Source organism: Paraburkholderia megapolitana, assembly GCF_007556815.1.
GTDB classification, from domain to species: Bacteria; Pseudomonadota; Gammaproteobacteria; order Burkholderiales; family Burkholderiaceae; genus Paraburkholderia; species Paraburkholderia megapolitana.
In genome coordinates this window covers 684,525-702,489 of the sequence record NZ_CP041745.1, presented here as the reverse complement: position 1 = coordinate 702,489, position 17,965 = coordinate 684,525, and the positions used below count along the sequence as shown (strand labels likewise).

Annotated in this window: 19 protein-coding genes and 1 tRNA gene; 8 read left to right on the top strand and 12 right to left on the bottom strand. The window is 60.3% G+C overall.

Features of this window, described 5'->3' with window-relative positions:
- Positions 1 to 170 precede the first annotated feature (170 nt).
- Positions 171 to 246: transfer RNA gene (locus tag FNZ07_RS16560), tRNA-Lys, on the top strand.
- 402 nt (positions 247 to 648) lie between these two features.
- On the opposite strand, the gene FNZ07_RS16555 is transcribed toward FNZ07_RS16560, so the two are convergent.
- From FNZ07_RS16555 to FNZ07_RS16515, 9 genes are all read right to left on the bottom strand, one after another.
- Positions 649 to 1,539: a hypothetical protein gene (locus FNZ07_RS16555; protein WP_143098035.1), complete on the bottom strand. Its 891-nt coding sequence runs from the start codon at positions 1,537 to 1,539 to the stop codon at positions 649 to 651.
- Positions 1,540 to 1,567: 28 nt separating this feature from the next.
- Complete coding sequence (locus FNZ07_RS16550) at positions 1,568 to 2,032, bottom strand: hypothetical protein (protein WP_177228261.1); 465 nt, start codon at positions 2,030 to 2,032, stop codon at positions 1,568 to 1,570.
- 566 nt (positions 2,033 to 2,598) lie between these two features.
- The gene (locus tag FNZ07_RS16545; RefSeq protein WP_091010083.1) at positions 2,599 to 3,282 is read right to left on the bottom strand and encodes a DUF799 domain-containing protein; all 684 of its coding nucleotides are present in this window, start codon (positions 3,280 to 3,282) and stop codon (positions 2,599 to 2,601) included.
- A 10-nt stretch (positions 3,283 to 3,292) separates the two neighbouring features.
- Positions 3,293 to 3,664 carry a DUF4810 domain-containing protein gene (locus tag FNZ07_RS16540; protein WP_091010081.1) on the bottom strand — a complete coding sequence of 124 codons (372 nt, stop codon included), beginning with the start codon at positions 3,662 to 3,664 and terminating at the stop codon, positions 3,293 to 3,295.
- A 43-nt stretch (positions 3,665 to 3,707) separates the two neighbouring features.
- Positions 3,708 to 4,382: a CsgG/HfaB family protein gene (locus FNZ07_RS16535; RefSeq protein WP_372342571.1), complete on the bottom strand. Its 675-nt coding sequence runs from the start codon at positions 4,380 to 4,382 to the stop codon at positions 3,708 to 3,710.
- A gap of 350 nt (positions 4,383 to 4,732) precedes the next feature.
- Positions 4,733 to 5,458 (bottom strand): haloacid dehalogenase type II, encoded by a 726-nt coding sequence (locus FNZ07_RS16530; RefSeq protein ID WP_091010077.1) that lies wholly within the window; start codon positions 5,456 to 5,458, stop codon positions 4,733 to 4,735.
- Between the two features lie 67 nt (positions 5,459 to 5,525).
- Complete coding sequence (locus FNZ07_RS33875) at positions 5,526 to 6,680, bottom strand: ribosomal protein L7/L12 (RefSeq protein ID WP_211367953.1); 1,155 nt, start codon at positions 6,678 to 6,680, stop codon at positions 5,526 to 5,528.
- Between the two features lie 125 nt (positions 6,681 to 6,805).
- Entirely contained in the window at positions 6,806 to 7,357 is a 552-nt protein-coding gene (locus tag FNZ07_RS16520; RefSeq protein ID WP_091010076.1) for a hypothetical protein, read from the bottom strand.
- A 2-nt stretch (positions 7,358 to 7,359) separates the two neighbouring features.
- Positions 7,360 to 8,199, bottom strand: a complete 840-nt coding sequence (locus tag FNZ07_RS16515; protein ID WP_091010074.1) for an SPFH domain-containing protein — start codon at positions 8,197 to 8,199, stop codon at positions 7,360 to 7,362.
- Between the two features lie 286 nt (positions 8,200 to 8,485).
- Between FNZ07_RS16515 and FNZ07_RS16510 the strand changes: the two genes are divergently transcribed.
- From FNZ07_RS16510 to FNZ07_RS16485, 6 genes are all read left to right on the top strand, one after another.
- Positions 8,486 to 8,737 (top strand): hypothetical protein, encoded by a 252-nt coding sequence (locus FNZ07_RS16510; protein ID WP_091010072.1) that lies wholly within the window; start codon positions 8,486 to 8,488, stop codon positions 8,735 to 8,737.
- A 230-nt stretch (positions 8,738 to 8,967) separates the two neighbouring features.
- Complete coding sequence (locus FNZ07_RS16505; protein ID WP_091010070.1) at positions 8,968 to 9,996, top strand: ABC transporter substrate-binding protein; 1,029 nt, start codon at positions 8,968 to 8,970, stop codon at positions 9,994 to 9,996.
- Between the two features lie 33 nt (positions 9,997 to 10,029).
- Positions 10,030 to 11,505, top strand: a complete 1,476-nt coding sequence (locus tag FNZ07_RS16500; protein ID WP_245811408.1) for a sugar ABC transporter ATP-binding protein — start codon at positions 10,030 to 10,032, stop codon at positions 11,503 to 11,505.
- Complete coding sequence (locus FNZ07_RS16495) at positions 11,502 to 12,458, top strand: ABC transporter permease (protein ID WP_245811407.1); 957 nt, start codon at positions 11,502 to 11,504, stop codon at positions 12,456 to 12,458. The genes FNZ07_RS16500 and FNZ07_RS16495 overlap by 4 nt, the downstream gene beginning before the upstream one ends.
- 14 nt (positions 12,459 to 12,472) lie before the next feature.
- Entirely contained in the window at positions 12,473 to 13,453 is a 981-nt protein-coding gene (locus FNZ07_RS16490) for an ABC transporter permease (RefSeq protein WP_407670639.1), read from the top strand.
- Positions 13,454 to 13,489: 36 nt separating this feature from the next.
- On the top strand, positions 13,490 to 14,398 hold the full coding sequence (locus FNZ07_RS16485; protein ID WP_091010064.1) for an SMP-30/gluconolactonase/LRE family protein: 909 nt from the start codon (positions 13,490 to 13,492) through the stop codon (positions 14,396 to 14,398).
- A 181-nt stretch (positions 14,399 to 14,579) separates the two neighbouring features.
- Here FNZ07_RS16485 and FNZ07_RS16480 read toward each other — a convergent pair whose 3' ends face one another.
- Entirely contained in the window at positions 14,580 to 15,029 is a 450-nt protein-coding gene (locus FNZ07_RS16480; protein WP_322789496.1) for a glutathione peroxidase, read from the bottom strand.
- A 175-nt stretch (positions 15,030 to 15,204) separates the two neighbouring features.
- Positions 15,205 to 16,371 (bottom strand): porin, encoded by a 1,167-nt coding sequence (locus FNZ07_RS16475; RefSeq protein WP_091010061.1) that lies wholly within the window; start codon positions 16,369 to 16,371, stop codon positions 15,205 to 15,207.
- Positions 16,372 to 16,634: 263 nt separating this feature from the next.
- On the opposite strand from FNZ07_RS16475, the gene FNZ07_RS16470 reads away from it, so the two are divergent.
- Positions 16,635 to 17,186 (top strand): hypothetical protein, encoded by a 552-nt coding sequence (locus FNZ07_RS16470; RefSeq protein ID WP_143098034.1) that lies wholly within the window; start codon positions 16,635 to 16,637, stop codon positions 17,184 to 17,186.
- On the opposite strand, the gene FNZ07_RS16465 is transcribed toward FNZ07_RS16470, so the two are convergent.
- Positions 17,183 to 17,908, bottom strand: coding sequence for a hypothetical protein (locus tag FNZ07_RS16465; RefSeq protein ID WP_091010059.1), 726 nt, complete (start codon positions 17,906 to 17,908; stop codon positions 17,183 to 17,185). The genes FNZ07_RS16470 and FNZ07_RS16465 overlap by 4 nt on opposite strands.
- Positions 17,909 to 17,965: the final 57 nt, after the last annotated feature.

Sequence of the window (17,965 nt, the reverse complement as noted above, 5' to 3'; positions counted from 1 at the left end):
GGAAAGCGCAACGCGTAGTGCTGGACGTCATCAACACGCGCGCCTCTCGCTGAAATGCCCGGAGCATGTCGTTCATGCTTCGGGCTTTTCTTATTGGATTTCGGTGGTCTTCGCCGAGGGTCCGGTTGACACTTCAGCGTAGCGCCCGCTATAATTCCGCTTCTCTTTTTGGGTCGTTAGCTCAGTTGGTAGAGCAGCGGACTTTTAATCCGTTGGTCACGTGTTCGAGTCACGTACGGCCTACCAAAAGATTCAAGGGCTTAGCTTCGGCTAGGCCCTTTTCATTGCTACGCAATCCCGCCTCCGCTCCGCAATCGTCATCGGCGAAGCACAGTCTCGCCTCACAAGCCCAAGTCGGCTCACTTGCCACGCGACGAGTAGTCGGTCAGCGCGACCTTACGGCTGCTTGAGCGCCAAAAGTGTCCTAACCAACGCGTGGTATTTCTGTGGACGGGTTCCGCTCCCCAGTGGCCAAGGCATCTGCCGCTGCTGCATCGGCATTCTTAAGCGCATCGCCTTGCCGATGTTGCAACATCTCATAGATGTCCCTTTGCGCCTTCTGATACGGGCTACGTTCCCAGTTCGTTTGCGAGAGCGTCGACGAGGACTCGTCAGACGCCCTCGCTTTCGAGTCGACAGGGTGAGACTTCACTGAACCTTACCCTGCGGACAAGCCTCCCGCGCAGCCCGAACCCCCTCCGCGTAAGCCGCCTCAAACACACCAGCCTTCATCCCCGCACCAAACTGCGCCTGCAACCGCTCGCGAGACCATTTGCCATTCCCCGCCGCTGCCGCCAGCAAATCGAACGCAATGGCCTGGGAGGGGTCCTGCGCATTGAACTTCCCTGAGCTATAGCTCGTGGCAAGTAATCCAGCCGCAAACGGATCGCACTGCTCCGCCGCATCTTTCAGATGATCCAGAGCGTCGTCCTTCCAGCGCTTGACGTCCGGACTTTCCGGATCGCTTCCCACCGCCGGAATTTTCCCCGTCCCGTCGGGCCCTTCCAGAAAGAAATCGACCTGCGCGCCCGCTTGACCTGTGCGTGCAGCAAGCGCGAGAAATTTCAGACGCTCCTGGACTTCGGCAGGTGTGACCGCCGCGCATAAATGCGCTGCGTCGAGCTGTGCAGCAGACACAGACGCCGCAGATGAAGCATGCTCGCCCTGCTCCACATCGCGTTGACCAGAACCGGCTGCACAAAGCGACTCGGCCAGATAGACCTTATAGGCAGCAGCCGCGTCACCGAGACGCGCAGCACCTTCGTACTGCGCAACGTACTGCGCGACAGTTTTACCGCCCAGATCGACTATCCGCCCGCTGCTGCCGATTAAGGACGGCCGCGCCTGATCAGCAGTTCCTGTCGCACCGGAAGGATCAAACTGCGAAAAAACCGAAGCACCGCCCGCACTGCTTCGCGAGCCACCAGCCGACGTAGCAGCCAGCGCCAACGGCGCTGACCCATGAGCGGTGTAATAGACAGCAGCCAGGACCATGCCCGTGAATCCAGCAGCAACCAGTAGCGTACGCGTCGGGTTCATGAGGATGGCCTGACCTTGCGCCCGTCGTTTACTGCCAGAGATAGCAGTACGTTTCGTTGCTCTCGAGATTGTTGCCCAGCGCCGGCTGCGACAGATCTTTGGTCCAGCCGTTCGGATCGGTCGGCGTCGGCGTATCGCCGCAATTCGTGTGGACCCAGTGAATCCCAACGTCACCACCGGTATAAAGCTCGCCACACAGTTCAAGCTGATCGCCGACGAGAATCTGGTTCAACGGCGACGGCACGCTAGCCTGATTTTTTTGATAACCGTTGGCGAACACGTCGTCCATTGCAACGTCGTAGACCTGGCCGTCGGTCCCTTGCAGACTCACGTGCGTGTGGTCCAGGTAAATACCATCGAGCTTCGATCCCGCTTTATACGTGGGCGCAGTCAGAACCGTACCGGTCAGCAAGGTACCCCCTTGACATACGTCGGCGGCCAGCACGGGAAGGGATGCAACGGACAATGCCAAAGCAAGAAGAATGTTCTTCAATTAAACCCCCTCTAGGTTTGAATGGAATGTGCGACGTGGAATCTTCCCGCATCGTTAAGATGCAATGCTTGCAATTGAATAACGAGCAACGCTCGTCAAGATTCCATTTTCCAAGATACACAACCGACGATGACTAAGGAATGAAATTCTCGTAGATAGGTGCTTTTAGATGCGGTGATTCTTCCTGATTCAGGTTTATCTCAGCTAGCCACACGCTTGAACGACATGCACTTAATTTGAGTTTCCTTTGAGTATTTGTCTTTTAGCGAATTGCATGTAAACCCGGCTAAAAACAAGAAGAACCGCTTCCTTTAAGCATCAGTTTATGCAGGACGCAAAGCTGAAGAATCGTGCACCTGCTTAAACGACTAAAGGATTCTTGGGTACGCTCAGCAAAACCATGCGCAGTGGCTAGGTATCTGGCGCGTGCGCTAAGAGATCATTTTTTGGGAGCATCGACTCTTAGGCTCCACTTTCTTGTGTCTTAACCTTAAGCGTAGGCACGACGCACTGACAGGAAGCCGCAAGCATCTGCGGCCTCCAACGCTATAGCGTTTCGATCCCGATCAATCGGTTCCAAATTTCGTCGAACGCGGACCGTACAACAAGCCGTTCGGCGGCCCGGCAGACAATAGTCGCTGGCTCGTCAACGCTGCGACATCGACACTGTCATCGCTCAGCGTATGCGCAATCTGTTTGACGGCTGCCTGCGCCATCATCACGATCAGTCCTAATCCGCCACCCACGTTGAGATTGGCATTGGCGCCGACCTCCTTGCCTGTCGCTCGCCCGGTTCCCTGCCACAACACATCGCCCGTTTTCAGATCGATGAGTTTCGCCGATGCCGAGACGACCGTTGTGCTGTCCAGCACGGTATAAACCGAACCATACTGCGTCACCGTCATATACAGCGCTGCGTCGGCGCCGAAGATGTCGTGAAGCTTCGCGGGTGCGACCTGCTGGATGTCCGTCGCCGCGGTCAGACCGTTGTGCTTGAACGTCTCTTCCATCGGTGCGACCGGAATCACGTAGTACCCAGACTCGGCAAGCGGCAACGTCACTTGCGACAGTACCCCGTACGTCGCGTTCACGTCCGCCGTGTTGTTGATCGGCGGCAGTACCAGCACGGAACGCGGCTGGCTCTTCTTGAATGCGGTGTAGTCGGGACGCTGCGCGGGCCCCGCGCATGCAGCGAGCAAGGTCAGCACAGCAGCAGCCGACAGAAGCTTTAGTGAAATGAGTTTGAACATGGCAGCGCTCTTATTGTTGTGCGGATTTTTTCAGCAAAAAATCCATATAGGTCGACGATTCCGGGAACGACTGCTTTTCCGCCTCGAACTCGCTCGCGGCCTGCTGATCTTTCCCGACGCTCGCGTACAGCATCCCGAGGTGCGCATGAAATCCGGGCGGCGGCCGATTACCCTTCCCGCGGATCTGCTGCAGCGATTTCTCCAGTACGTCGATCTGCGCCTGCGGATCGGTTTTCCCCTTGAAGTATTCGTAGACCTGCGGTTGATAACCATCCCATTGATACAGCGGCGGAGTCGAACGGTTAGTGGCGCACCCGGTTAGCAAAACGCTCGCTGCAACGAACGATAGCCACGCGCCTTTAGTAGAAACACTGGTCTGCATGTTGTTCTTGAATTAAATGATTGAGAAAGTGCGTACGGCGGAATTACTTCGGCGTATTGAGCGCGCCGGCGTCGACCTGTTCGACAAGATGGTTAACCGCTTCCTGGATTGCCAGATCGAGCACCTTGCCGTTTAGCGTGGAGTCGTAGCTGGCGGTTCCACCGAAGCCGATAATCTCGCGATTCGACAAGCTGTATTCGCCCGCGCCCTGACTCGACAGGACGACTTCGGAGGTCGTCGTGTTGACGATGTTGAGGTTGACCTTCGCGTAGGCGACCTGCTCTTTACCGCGCCCGAGGATGCCGAACAGTTGCTGGTCACCCACTTCCTTGCGTCCGAACTCGGTGACATCTCCGGTCACGACGAAATTCGCACCTTTTACTGCCTGAGCCTTTTTCAGGAACCCCGCTTCCTGCTTGATCTCATCAAGATTGTCGCGATCCAGCACATTGAAGCGACGGCTTTGCTGCAGGCTGGTGATCAAAATCGTCTTCGCCTGGCCGCCGAGACGATCGATACCGTCGGAGAAAATGCCGCGCATATAGCTTGACCGGTTATCGAACTTGCCCACTGCAATTTCGGTTGGCTTGCCGGCAAACGGTGTTTGCGCGCTGCTGATAACCGGTACCGGTAGTGATCGCGATGCTTCGGTCGCGCAGCCACTCAAGGTAATGGCAATCGCCGTTGCCGAAATCAGGGTGCTGTAAGTGCTAGTTATTTTCAAAGGGATCTCCTTGCTAAATCTGCGCACTGCTAAAGCGCACGGGTTCGGATCGCTCGTGACCTTCGCTGTCCGATGCGCCACAAACAACCCGACGTGATTGTTAAACCGGCTTGAGATGTCGATTCAGTCCGAAGACCGTCTACCGACGTTTTTCAGGCTGGTGAAAGGTAACCGAAATGCGCGCTATCGCGTTGTGAACAATTGCAAAATGCGCGGCAGGCGCGGTGAGCCCGCGGATTGAGGGAAAGCGGGATCGTGAGGTATCGGGCGTCAAGGGCGCAACAACCCGCTCGCACACCACCGCACGAGCGGCACACAAGCGGCACGCAATTGAAGGTCTGAACTTACTGCTGTTGCGAGCCCTGCTGATGCGCCTTCACCAGGTCGCCCATGCTATCGAAGCGAAAATCGAACGTCGGCTGCGTTCCCGGATTCAGCGTTGCGCCGAACCCCTGCTTCGCGTGCCGGCGATTAATCCAGCACGATGCGAGGCCCAGTTCATTCGCGGGCTTGTGATCGTGGAACAGACTCTCCGCCGTATGCAGGATCTTTTCTTTGCGAATTCCGCGATCGCCGAGTTTTTCCAGCAGGTATTCGAAATTGCGTAGCGATGGCTTGTAGGACCCGACGTCCTCGGCTGTGATCACCCCGTCGAATTCCACCTGCAGTTTTGCATTGCTATAGGCAAAGCTCTCGTTATCGATGTTCGACAGAATGACAAGCTTGTAGTGCTTCTTCAGATATTGCAGCGCGCCCGGTGAATCTTCGAATGCCGGCCAGTTCTGTATCGACTTGCCGTATGCGATGCATTCGGCAAGCGTGGCAGCGACCTGCCATTCCTCGGCTAGCCGTTTGTAGACGATCGCGAGCAGTTCCTGGTATCGCTTCGCAGGGGTGTAGATCTGTTGCGACGCTTCGTGCCGCGCGTGCGCTTCGAGCACCTGATCGCGCGTCAGAGGCCGCTTGACGCGTTCCAGAAGAGGCCGCAGCCCATCGAGGATGCCAGTCTCCCAGTCGATCAAGGTTCCGTAGCAGTCGAACGTCAGCGTATCGAAGTCGGCGAGATTCATACCAGGTCCGTCCAGTTGTTCGCAGGATCCGTCCATGATAGCCAACGCCCGCGCTCTGCGCCGATCTCTAGACCACAACCACCGTCGCGCCCGCACTTTCAAGACGCTGTCTCGCGAACTGCGCCTCGTCGGTCGATGCATAGTCCTTTAGCTTCTGCGGCGCGGATTCGACAAGGTCCTTCGCATCTTTCAAATCCAGCCCAAGAAGTTCGCGCACCTCCTTGATCACGCTGATCTTGTTGCGCCCGGCGCTCATCAGGATCACCGTATGACCGCTCGCCGGTCCGGTAGTCGTGAAACGGGTCACCTTCGTGGTCACGAACGGTCCAGCCGATTTCAGCGCTTCAGAGGGATCGCCGTAACCCATTTCGATCGGGTCGATTGCGATGGTCTTCGGGTCGTTGGGATCGACCCGCAGCGGCAGTTCCGCACCGGCGTGCGCGATACGCGCGGCCTTCTCGGGCGTCGACAAGGTAGTAGTCAGTTCCGCGCGATACGGCCAGCCACCCTGAGGCGTGACCTCGATCTCGAGATTCCATTTGCTGAGGCCGCGCGACTCGAGCAACGGATTGCCCAGCGGCATGATTTCCGCCGACTTCACGACGCCCTTCGCCTTGTCGCCAGCCCGCAGGATCTGCGGCCAAAGCACCAGCGGATCGAGCCGGTTCGCGCCTTCGGGCGGCGTCTGCCCACCGGTCAGCGATGTGGGTGCAAGCGAGACCTTCGACGGATCGTCCGAATCGAGCACGACGTAAAGGCGGTCGCCGCGCGTCACCGATGCCCCTTCCGGCACACTCATCGTCACCCGACGCTTAGGCGCACCGATCGCATCGAGTTCGAGCTGCGCCTCCGGGCTGCCCGTGAACGACAACACCGACAGCACTTCTGCCACACCAAGCATCGATCTATCGACCGATGTCTCGCTGCTGGACTCCTCACCCTCAGAAGTCCCCAATGACCTCGCTTTCGCGAACAGATCGGCAACCGCCGCCGCACTGAGCCCCGCGCCTGTCGTCGTCCCCGACGCAGATGCCTTCGCGAGCGCGTCGGCAACCGCTGCGCTGACTTGCGACTGAAACGCGCTGTTCTTGCCGAAACTGGTATTCACCACCGACTCGAACTCGCGCTCTCTCGCGCGCGTCCGTTTTGTCGAGCGCCGGACCGACAGGAAAATTGCCAGACCGACGACAGCCAGAACCACGACAACTACAAGCGCTTCCATGCCGCACCTCGAACGTTATTGGAGAACGGCGTGCGACCGCGCCGTGCATTGAATGTATCGATGTTTCCCCCGGTGCTGCACGAAGCAACACCGCTCGCGTGCCATCCGCCGTTACCCGCGACGCGCTACCCAGCGCGATCGTGCAACACCGCTTCCCGGCTACGCAGTGTCTGCTGGAGCGCAGTCAGCCCCTCCTGCAGTTCGATGAGATGCTCGAGCATCCAGACGCCCGTGCGCCCATCGGTCAGCGCGTTCAGCAGCGCGCACTGGCCCACGAGCCGCTCGTCCCAACCGATCAGCGCCTCAAGCGTGCCCGCTTCGTTGCGATAGCGCTGCGTCATGCGATCGTTCTCGGGCACCGGCTGCGCCTGCAGCCGGCCGCCGATCACACCGATATCCGCCGCGAGCCGCTCGAGCTTGCGCGCATCGGCGGCGAGCGCCGGGTCGGGAAACGGCTTCTCGCGCGTCGGTGTCGGAAAGAACTCGCGACGGTACGCGGCCTCGGCGGCCTCTACCGTCGCGCGCGCGGTGCCGAGCAGCCAGCCCGCCTTGCTGCGCACCAGTTGATCGTCGGCGCGCAGCTGGTTCTCCTTGCGATAGAAGTTGTAGCCCCAGCCGTGAAACAGATTGATCGCGGCCTGCCGCAGCGCCCCTTCGTCGTAGAAGTCCTGGCTCATGATCAGGTGGGTCCTGTCAGTCCCGTGCCGGCCGTCACCGGATAGATCCCGGTGGCCGGACTGCCGATCTGGAAGGGCAATCCCGCAGCCGCATTGGGCGCGGATACGAGGCCCTTCTCGGCCATGCGCAGCGCGAGGTAGTAACGGACCGCTTCGATCGGCGTAAGGCCGATTGCCTGTAGCGAGATCAGTTCGCGCATCCGTTCGTCCTTCGGCACGATCAGCACCTTCAGGTCGTTCAGCATGATGCCGAAGATGCGCAGGAAATCGGCCAGATGCGTCTTCACCGATTCGCGGATCTCGTTGATGTGTTCGTTGATGTTTTCCATCTTCGTGACCTGCACGATCTGGTTGATCGCCTGCTCGATCGCCGGGCTCGCGTAATCGGCGACTTCCTGCGTATCGATCACATGGCCGTTGAACGGCAGATGCGTAATCAGATCGAGCGCCGCTTCCTTCGAATCGATATGAATGTAGTAATCGACCTGATACGCCATTTCGGCCATTTCCGCGCTGGTCGCAACACCCTGGCTGCGCACCAGCAGTTTGGAACGGTTCACGTAAATGACTTCGAAAATCCACGGCGATGCGCCGCCGAAAAAACCCTGCGCAATCGAGCCCAATATCGGTTTATCGGGTGTGGTCAGCGCATATTGGCCGGTTTCGTAAACATTCAAAACCGCACCGCGCGATTTGAGCACGCAGAAATGATTGCTTTCGACGGTGAGCAGCGAGCCGGACACAATGCTGTCGTCGACGATCTTGACAGCGAGACTGCGTGTGCCGAGCATATCGGTGCCGTCGCGCTGCAGCGACGTGATGACCTGCCTCGTAATTGCCATGCGTTCCTCCGTGGTATTCAGATATATGCGCATCGGGTGACGCTAAAGATAGTCGATCCGTCAGTGCTTATCCAGCGCTCATCTGTAGCATTCAATGTCATTACAAAATCGATCCGGCGATTTTTAGAAAATCGTTCTGAAACCAGGCTCATACGCTTGAGTGTTGTTTCATGAAACAGACACGTCCCGGCAGTTCCCACATCGTTGCGCGGACAATCAATCTAGAATCGACCCGGTGACAGAGCGCACCGGCTGCGCACCTCTCCCCTTCCTCCGGAGCTTTTTCATGCGCTACACCTACACCGCCACCGACACCGGCTTCGTCGCACTGGTCGACGGCTACCGCGTGTGCATCGTCGGCGGCCCTTCTCCGATTGCGGATCATGTGGACTATCGCTGGACCATCGAGGAAGACGACGCCGAAGACGACGAACAGGCGTTTGCGTCCGCGACCGGCGAAGTGCTCGCCAGCGGCGAGACCGTCACGCCGCGCCAGGCCGACGCCCAGATTGCCGCGTGGCTCGATGCTTACGGTTGAGCGCCGGAATCGTCTGCACCCTGTCGCGCCGCAGGCCGCCTGCATTCACCTTCAGCCAACACCATAGCGCCAGGGAAAGTCCCAGCGACGAGAACTATTGACGCCAAATTGTTCACAGGAGAACATCAGATTCATCAATAAATACATACAAACCCGTTTTGGGGCGGTTTGCCACGTCGTGCGCCGACCCTGGCGCCAGGCGCCGCTAGCAGGTAATCAGGAGACGAGGAATGAGAACCAGAGTTGCCTGCAGCACGCTTGCCGTCGCGCTGTTATGTCTCGGCATGGCGAGCTTTGCCGGCGCACAGACGGCGACCCGCGACACATCGTCGGTGAAGATCGCGCTGTCCAACAACTACGCGGGCAACAGCTGGCGTCAGATGATGCTCAAGAGCTGGTCGAACGTCGCCGATGCCGCGGTCAAGCAGAAGATCGTTGCAGCCGCACCGACTTTCACCACCGCGGAGAGTCAGGCAACCGAGCAGGTTCAGCAGATGCAGAACCTGATCCTGCAAGGCTTCAAGGCGATCGTCGTCGATGCCGCTTCGCCTGCTGCGCTCAATGGCGTCATCAAGCAGGCGTGCGGTGTGGGCGTCACGGTGGTGTCATTCGACGGCATTGCTACCGAACCCTGCGCATACCGGATCGCCGTCGACTTCCGCAAGCTCGGTTCGATGCAGGTCGACTACCTGGCGAAACGCCTGAACGGCAACGGTAACCTGCTAGAAATTCGCGGCCTGGCCGGCGTGTCGGTCGACGACGAGATTCATGCGGGCATCGTCGACGAGCTGAAAAAATATCCGGGTCTCAAGCTGGTCGGCTCGGTGCATGGCGACTGGACGCAGACGGTGGCGCAGAAACAGGTCGCCGGCATTCTGCCGACGTTGCCGAAAATCGATGCGGTCGTCACTCAGGGCGGCGACGGTTTCGGCGCGGCGAAGGCGTTTGCAGAAGCGGGACGTCCCACGCCAATCATCATTCTCGGTAACCGTCAGGAAGAACTCGCGTGGTGGGCGCAGCAACGCAAGAGCGGCTATCAGACGATGTCCGTGACGATCCCGCCAGGTGCGTCGACGTTCGCGTTCTGGGTCGCGCAGCAACTGCTCGCGGGCAAGAAGCTGCCGCACGACATCCGCATGCCGCTGCTCGAAGTCAAGGCGGAAGAACTCGATGCGGTCCTCGCGAAGACGCCGCCCGGCTCGCTCGCCAACAAGGAATACACGCGCGACGAAGTCATCAAGATCGTCGAGGCTCAATAGCACACCGCCCACTGACGACGGAGAACACACATCGTGGTCGCTGACAGTCGCCCGGGCGTCGCACTGATCGGTCTCGCCGGCATCGGCAAGACCTTTGGGCAGGTCAAGGCACTGAGCGGTATCGACTTCATCTTTCGCAGCGGCGAATGTGTCGGCATCGCCGGACACAACGGCGCGGGCAAGTCCACGCTGATGGCGGTACTGGCCGGTGTCTACACACCCGATGAAGGCACGCTGTCGGTACATGACCGCCCCGTTGCGCACTACGACGCCAACGCCGCACGCGAAGCCGGTGTCCGCTGCGTTTTTCAAGAGCTGTCGCTCTGCGCGAATCTCTCAGTGACCGAGAACATGTGCATCCTGCATCCCGAACTCAAGGGATACGGCTGGCGCAAGAAAGCGACCGCGCTGATGCGCGAACAACTCGATGAAATCTTCCCCGGTCATGGATTGAACGGCGCTGAGCTGGTGGCCGATCTGACGCTCACGCAGCGCCAGATGGTCGAGATCGCGCGGGCGTTCACGGTCGTGCGCGCACCGGTGAGACTCGTGATTCTCGACGAGCCGACGTCGAGTCTCGATGGACATACTGCCGCACAGTTGCTGACGTTCGTTCGAGCAGTCGCGCAGCGAGGCATTACCTGCATTTTGATCAGCCATATGCTCGGCGAGATCGAACGCGTGGCCGACCGTGTGCTCGTGATGCGCGACGGTACGACTGCGGCGCTGCTGCCGCGCGCAGGGCTCACGCAGGAAGCCATCGTTCGCGCGATGGGGCAGCACGTGGAAGCCGATCCTCAGACACGTGCAGCGAATCGCGCGCCACGCGAGGCCGCGCACTTCACCTGGCACATCGGCCCCGCTGCACGACGCTCGACGATCGAAGCCACACGCGGCGAGATCATCGGTTTTGCCGGTCTCGCGGGACAAGGCCAGACCGAAGCGCTGCTGGCCATCTATCGAAGCGCCACGCGACGCGGTGCGCAACAGCGCGTCGCCTTCGTCGCAGGCGACCGCGCAAGCGACGGTGTGTTTCCGCTCTGGTCGATCAGCGAGAACCTGGTATTGCGTTGGCTCAACGGAGCGCAACCAGGACGGCGCAAGCGCCTGTTCGTCGACGCAAATGGCGCACGCGCGCTCACTAGCGACTGGCAAACGAAGATCGGGATTCGCGGTGCGGCAATGAACGCGGGCATCCTTTCTCTCAGCGGTGGCAACCAGCAGAAAGTGCTGTTCGCCCGCGCCCTGGCTTCGGACGCCGACCTGATCCTGATGGACGATCCCACGCGCGGCGTCGACATCGGCACCAAGCACGACATCTATCAACTCGTGCGCAGCGAAGCGGCACGCGGGCGCACGTTCATCTGGTACACCACGGAAAACGACGAACTTGCGCACTGCGATCGTGCGTACGTGTTCCGTTCCGGTCGCGTCAACCGCGTACTCGATGCGCAAGAATGCGATGAAGAAACGCTGCTCGCCGCCAGTTTCGAGGAGCGCGCTGCATGAGCCGCGTGGCATCGTCCGCCGCAATGTTGCGACAGGTACCGCTGCGCGCCCTGCTGCCGCTGTTTTCGCTGATTGCGATCCTCGTACCGATCTTCATCCTGCAGCCCGCTACGTTTAGCTATTTTGGCCTTGGCCTGCTGCTCAACCTCGCGGTGCCGATCGTCTTTGCGACGCTCGCACAACTGGCCGTCATCACCGTCAACGATCTCGATCTATCGATCGGTTCGTTCGTGAGTCTCACGGCGTGTATCGGTGCGACGCTGCTCGTGCGCGAACCGTGGCTCGGCGTTGCCGCACTGGCCGGCTGCGTGCTGCTGTATGCCGCGATAGGCGCACTGATCGAGTACCGTCAGATACCGTCGATCGTCGTCACGCTCGGCCTGTCGTTCGTCTGGACCGGGCTCGCGGTGTTGCTGCTGCCTTCGCCCGGCGGGACAAGTCCCGCGTGGCTCACCAGTCTCATGACATTCCAGACGCCGCTGATCGCGGCACCTGTCGTGTGGTCGGTGGCGATCGCGCTCGTCGGGCATCTGCTGTTGATGCGTTCGTCGGCAGGCGTACGTGTGCGGGCCGCCGGCGGTAATCCGCGTGCGATGAGCCGCTTCGGCTGGTCGATGATCAAAAGCCGCGCGATCCTGTACGGCATCGCCGGTATCTTCGGCGTGCTGGCGGGACTCTCGCTGCTCGGCCTCACCACTTCCGCCGACTCCAATCTCGCACTCCGCTACACGCTGCTCTCGATCGCGGCCGTGATACTCGGCGGCGGCGAGTTCGTCGGTGGCCGCGTCTCGGTGTGGGGTGCCGTGCTCGGTGCGATCACGCTGACCATCGCCGCGTCGTTCCTCGCCTTTCTCGACATCGCGCCCGACTGGCAGGTCGGCATGCAAGGCGCGATCCTGATCGTCGTGCTGTCGCTGCGCGTCGTACTGCAACGTCGGGGAGACCGCCGATGAATGCGCCGTCGCCATTGCAGTCCGAAGCCGCTGCCGCCCCCGTGTCGGGCCTCGTAGCAAGCGGTGGGCGCCTGCGAGTGTTGCGCGCACCATGGGCATGGTCGTTCGCCGGTGCGGCGATTGTCGGCGTGGTCATTGCGAGCGTGTTCGGCTTGTCGATCGCCGGCAATGTCGTGCTGACGGCCCTCGTGTTCGGTACGTTCATGGTGCTGGTCGGTCTCGCGCAGATGCTCGTCATCACATCGGGGCCGGGCAATATCGATCTGTCCGTGCCATCGGTCATCGCGCTCGCCGGCATGATCGGCATGCACGTGATGGCTTCGAGCGGTGTCGTTGCCGGTTTCGCTGCGGCAGTTGCGTCCGGCATCGCAGTAGGGTTCGCGAATTATCTGTTGATCCGCACCCTGCGCATTCCGCCGATCATCGCGACGCTCTCGTCGAGTTTCATCGTGCAGTCGCTTGCGATCACACAGAGCCACGTCATGAACGCGCCGCCCGCCGCACTCGAAGCGTTCGCCAACGGGCGCCTGCTCGGCGTGCCGCATCTCGCGTTGATTGCCCTAGTGCTGTCGGTGGCGATCGCGATCCTGCTGCATCTGAGCGTGTTCGGGCGCGGTCTTTCCGCCGTCGGCCAGAATCCGCGTGCTGCGTGGCTCGCCGGTGTCGGCGTAGAAAAGATGCGCTGCGCGGTCTACCTTCTATCGGGTGCGATCGCCGCGTTCACGGGCGTGCTGCTCTCAGCGGTGTCGGGCGGCGCGACGCTCGACATGGGCGTCGAGTACATGCTGATCTCGATTGCGGTTGTCGTGATCGGCGGCACACTGGTAACCGGCGGGCGCGCGACCGTGACCGGTGTATGGGGCGCGTCGATGTTCCTGTTTCTCACCAATGCCGTACTCAACGCACTCGGTGCGGGCGCGGGCATACGCTCGATCGCCTACGGTGTGTTGATCATCGCTGTGGTCGTCGCGGCCGGCGGCCGCACCGCGCGCTGATTACCCCGACTGCTTTTACAACGGACGATAACCGCCATGCATGCACACGATTTCGAAATTCACGACGCCCGGTTTCGCGCGCTGCTGCTACCCGATGCACCGCTCGAGAAGCTCTACGGCGATTGTCTGTGGGCCGAAGGTCCGGTCTATTTTCCGGCCGGTGACTATCTCGTCTGGAGCGACATTCCGAACAGTCGCATGCTGCGCTGGGTACCGGGCATGGGCGTCGGCACGTTTCGCGCGAATTCGAATTTTTCCAACGGCAATACGCGCGACCGCGATGGCCGGCTGGTGACGTGCGAACACCGCACGCGCCGCGTTACCCGCACCGCGCACGACGGCACCATCACCGTGCTGGCCTCGGCCTACCATGGCAAGCGACTCAACTCGCCAAACGATGTCGTGATCAAGTCCGACGACACGATCTGGTTCACGGACCCCGACTACGGCATTCTGAGCGATCGCGAGGGCGGTATTGCGGAAAGCGAGATCGGTCGTTGCAATGTCTATCGCATCTCGCCTCATAACGGCGAAGTCACGCTGGTTGCCGACGATTTCGTCAAGCCGAATGGTCTCGCGTTTTCACCGGATGAGTCGCGCCTCTACATCGCCGATTCGGCTGCCTCGCATATCGAGGGCGCGCCGCACCACATTCGCGTCTTCGATGTGGTCGATGGAAAACTGCGCAATGGCCGCGTGTTTGTCGAGATCGCGCAAGGTGTGCCCGACGGCATGCGCATCGACGAACATGGCAATGTGTGGACCAGTGCGCACGACGGTGTGCATTGCTATACGCCCGACGGCGAACTGCTCGGCAAGATCCTGACGCCTGAAGTGGTTGCGAATCTGACGTTCGGCGGTGCGTTGCGCAACCGGCTGTTTATTACCGCCAATACTTCGTTGTATTCGCTGTCTGTAGCGGTGCGACGGTTTGATTCATCGTAAGCGGGTAGTGTCTCCAGTCGCTGCGAGACACCACCCAGTCAATCTGCACACACAGCATTCACACGCAATTCACACGCGACTTATGCGCCGCGCGTCAGCTCCGCATCGATCGCTTCGATGAGACGCGGATCGTCGGCGGTAATGTCCGGCGCAAAACGCCCGATCACGCGGCCGTCGCGGCTCACGAGAAATTTCTCGAAATTCCACAACACATCGGGGCAGGGTTCGGCGCAATACCGTAGCCCTTCAGCCGCTCGCGAAACGGACCGTCGCCCGATGCATCCGGTTGCGCCGCGGTCAGTGCGCCATACAGCGGATGCTGGTCCTCGCCGACCACGGAGATCTTCGAGAACAGCGGAAAGGTCACGTCATACGTCGTGCTGCAAAACTGTTTGATTTCGTCGTCGCTGCCCGGCTCCTGCCCCTTGAAGTTGTTGGCCGGAAACGCCAGCACTTCGAGACCTGCAGCGCGCTTCTGTTCGTAGAGCTTCTCGAGCCCGTCGTATTGCGGCGTCAAACCGCATTTCGACGCAACGTTAACCACCAGTAGTGCGCGACCCTTGAACTGGTCGAGCGTGAGTTCGGTGCCGTCGATCGACTTCACCGGAATGTCATAGATAGCTTCGCTCATGGTGCTGCTCTCTCCTGGACTGAAATATCGCCGGATCGGCGGATGTTCACACGCGGGTTGCAGCGCAGTGGCCGCGGAGTAGTACGTTGCCTCGCAGCCACGGTCGGCAGGATCGATGATGCCACGCCGCCGTGAATCCTTCAGACGGCGCAACAGCAGCTCGACTCAAATCAGATCAGAACCGGTGACGAATACCGACTGCGGTTACTTCCTGGCTGTTGGTCCCCGAATTGACACCGAAGTCGCCGACCGATGCCTGCGCGCTCACCACCGCACCCGATGCATTGAGCGTCTTGCCGCTCGCCTTCTGATAGCCAAATAGCGCATACAGTTCGGTGCGCTTCGATAACGCATAGTCGGCGCCGAGATTGACCTGGTGATAATGCGCCGAAGTCGGGCCGGTCAACGCCGTGTAGTTGTAGCCGATACCCGCACGCGCCGCCGCCGTGAACTGATAGTTGAAGAACGCCGAGCCGCTGTTGAACTTCGCATTCTCATGGAACACCGATGCCGAATCGCTGCCGTACTGCGTGTTCGAATAGGCGGCGCCGAGCGTCGCCGCGCCGATCGCATACTGCCCGCCCACGCGCACGATCTGAATCGATTTCGCGCTCGCAAAACCTTGATTGATCACCGTGTTGAAGAGACTGTCGGAGCTGCTGCTCCAGGTGCGCAGACCGTTAGTAAGTGTGTTGCCGCCGTTGGCGTAGAAGTAACCCGCGCCGAGCGCGAGCGGCCCGTTCGTGTACGCCGCGCCGAAGCTGTAGGTGCGCCCGCTGCCGGTTGCACCGGCCACGCCACCCAGGCCGTACAGCGCCTCGACCTGAAAGCCTGCATACAACGGGCTCACATACTTGACCGAATTGCTGACACGCAAGCTGTTGTCGTAGTTGTCGAGGTCGCCCGGCGTGCCGAACGCACCGCCGAAGTAGTTGTCTTCGGTGAGGCCCTGTACGAGATCGACGATCGGGTCGTACTGGCGGCCCAGCGTGACCGTGCCCCACTGGTTGCTCGACAGGCCGACCACCGCCTTACGTCCGAACTCGCGTCCGCCCTGGCCGAGCGCACCGGTACCGACGTTGAAGCCGTTCTCAAGCTGGAACACGGTCGACAATCCGCCGCCGAGGTCCTCGGTACCTCTGAGCCCCCAGCGGCTGCCGGACATGTTGCCGCTGCTGAACTTGACGAGTGTCGACTGGTTTGTGCCGTTGCTGCCCTGCGCGTTGTGCACATAGGCAATGCCGGCATCGACGATGCCGTACAGCGTTACGCTGCTCTGCGCGTGCGCAGTGGCGGAAAGCAGCAGCGTGGCAGGTAGTGCGAGCGAAGTGATGCGCTTCATGACCGGATTCCCGTAGTTGTCGTCGTTAGTCTGGATATCGGCACGAACGATAAGGGAATCGCAGGGAGCGGAGAACAAACGAATTCTTAGATCGTTATCACGCGCCAGACCGCTTGACAGGCGGCACATGTTGATCGCAGACCTCACCCGCGCGACAATCCCGCAGCCGATAGCAAACTGTAGGGTTCGTCGCAGTTACCATGCATCTTTTGCGCGAAGCGAAACACGGGGTGTCGCTTTGTTCGCCATCTTCGAGGTAGACCATGACCCGACCCACTGCCCGCAGAATCGCGGCCTTCACACTTGGCGTTCTCATGATGCCGGGGCCAGGCTTTGCCACGACCGTTGCTGCGAGTGCGCAGCTCGCGCCTTCATCCGTCAATCTCGTGGCATGGCCGCGTATGTCCGCGCGCGATTTCGGCTGTTACATGGAGAAGACCTTCGGTCATCGCGACAAGCGCTTCAACTGCGCGATGAAGCGTTATAGCAATCAGGGGGATCCATGCAAGAACACGCGGGCCTACTACGAAGGGCCGACCTTTCCTGACTCGCTGGCCGCGCGGGTGCATCCGCTCGCAACGCATGTCGAACTGAGCTGGGAACATGGCGAGCTTCAGCAAGTGAGCGTCACGTTGCGAGGAACGTTTGCTGAACCGATCGCGCGCCGCGCATTCGGCCTTCCCGACGCACAGGCGGCTTCGCTACCGGTCAATGTGATGAGTACGGATATCCAGCAGCCGGGTAAGGGGCTCACGGATGTGTCTCTGACCGGCTTCGATCATATGGGTGCGGGGGATGTCGATTGTGGCGGCTAGAACCAGGCCGTAGGCCCAAGCAACACTCGCTTGCCCGATTGCCGCTGCAGCGTCGCCGGCACCAGGATCATGACCGTCGCGATCCGCAGCATCGCGCCGACAATCCACAAGGAAACCGGGAACGTAATCGCAGCGACAAAGAACAGCAACCCTTGCGTACCGAAGAAAAACGTCGCCACCTGATACGGCACGAGTAGAACCGGCACGATCGCCATCACGATGCGCGTATGCCAGATCGAGAAAGCGCTCTTCTGCTCGTACATGTCTTCGAATATTTCGAAGAGCCTGTCGTCACAAACGATTGCGTTGCCCGACGCATCGAAGGCCCGCTCGACGAATGTCGAGTGCTTGATGAAGCGGCGCAGATCGAAATACGAAAAGCCTAGCCAGTAGCCCGTCAACGCCGCGCCCAGGGCGAGACCCACGAGGTGCGCGCGATCCGGCATCGGTGCGAAGGCGAAAAAGAAGAAGTAGAACGTGACGCCGAACAGCGCGTAGATCGACAGCGCGCCGAGCAGCTTCACGATGCCCACCACCACGAGGCTCGTCGAACGACGAAACATCAGCAGCATCAGCAGCGGTCCGCCCAGGCACACCGCTGCGATCGCAATACTGATCCGTCCGGGCAGCAGCGACATACCGAGATCGCACCAGTAAGCGAAGTAGGCGAGCACGATCGCAAAGACGTTGAGAATCGCACCCGATACGACCGTTCGAAGCACGGCCGCCCGTAGCGAATATGACGTCTTCGTGGCTCCCGCGCTATGCGTCACGGCACC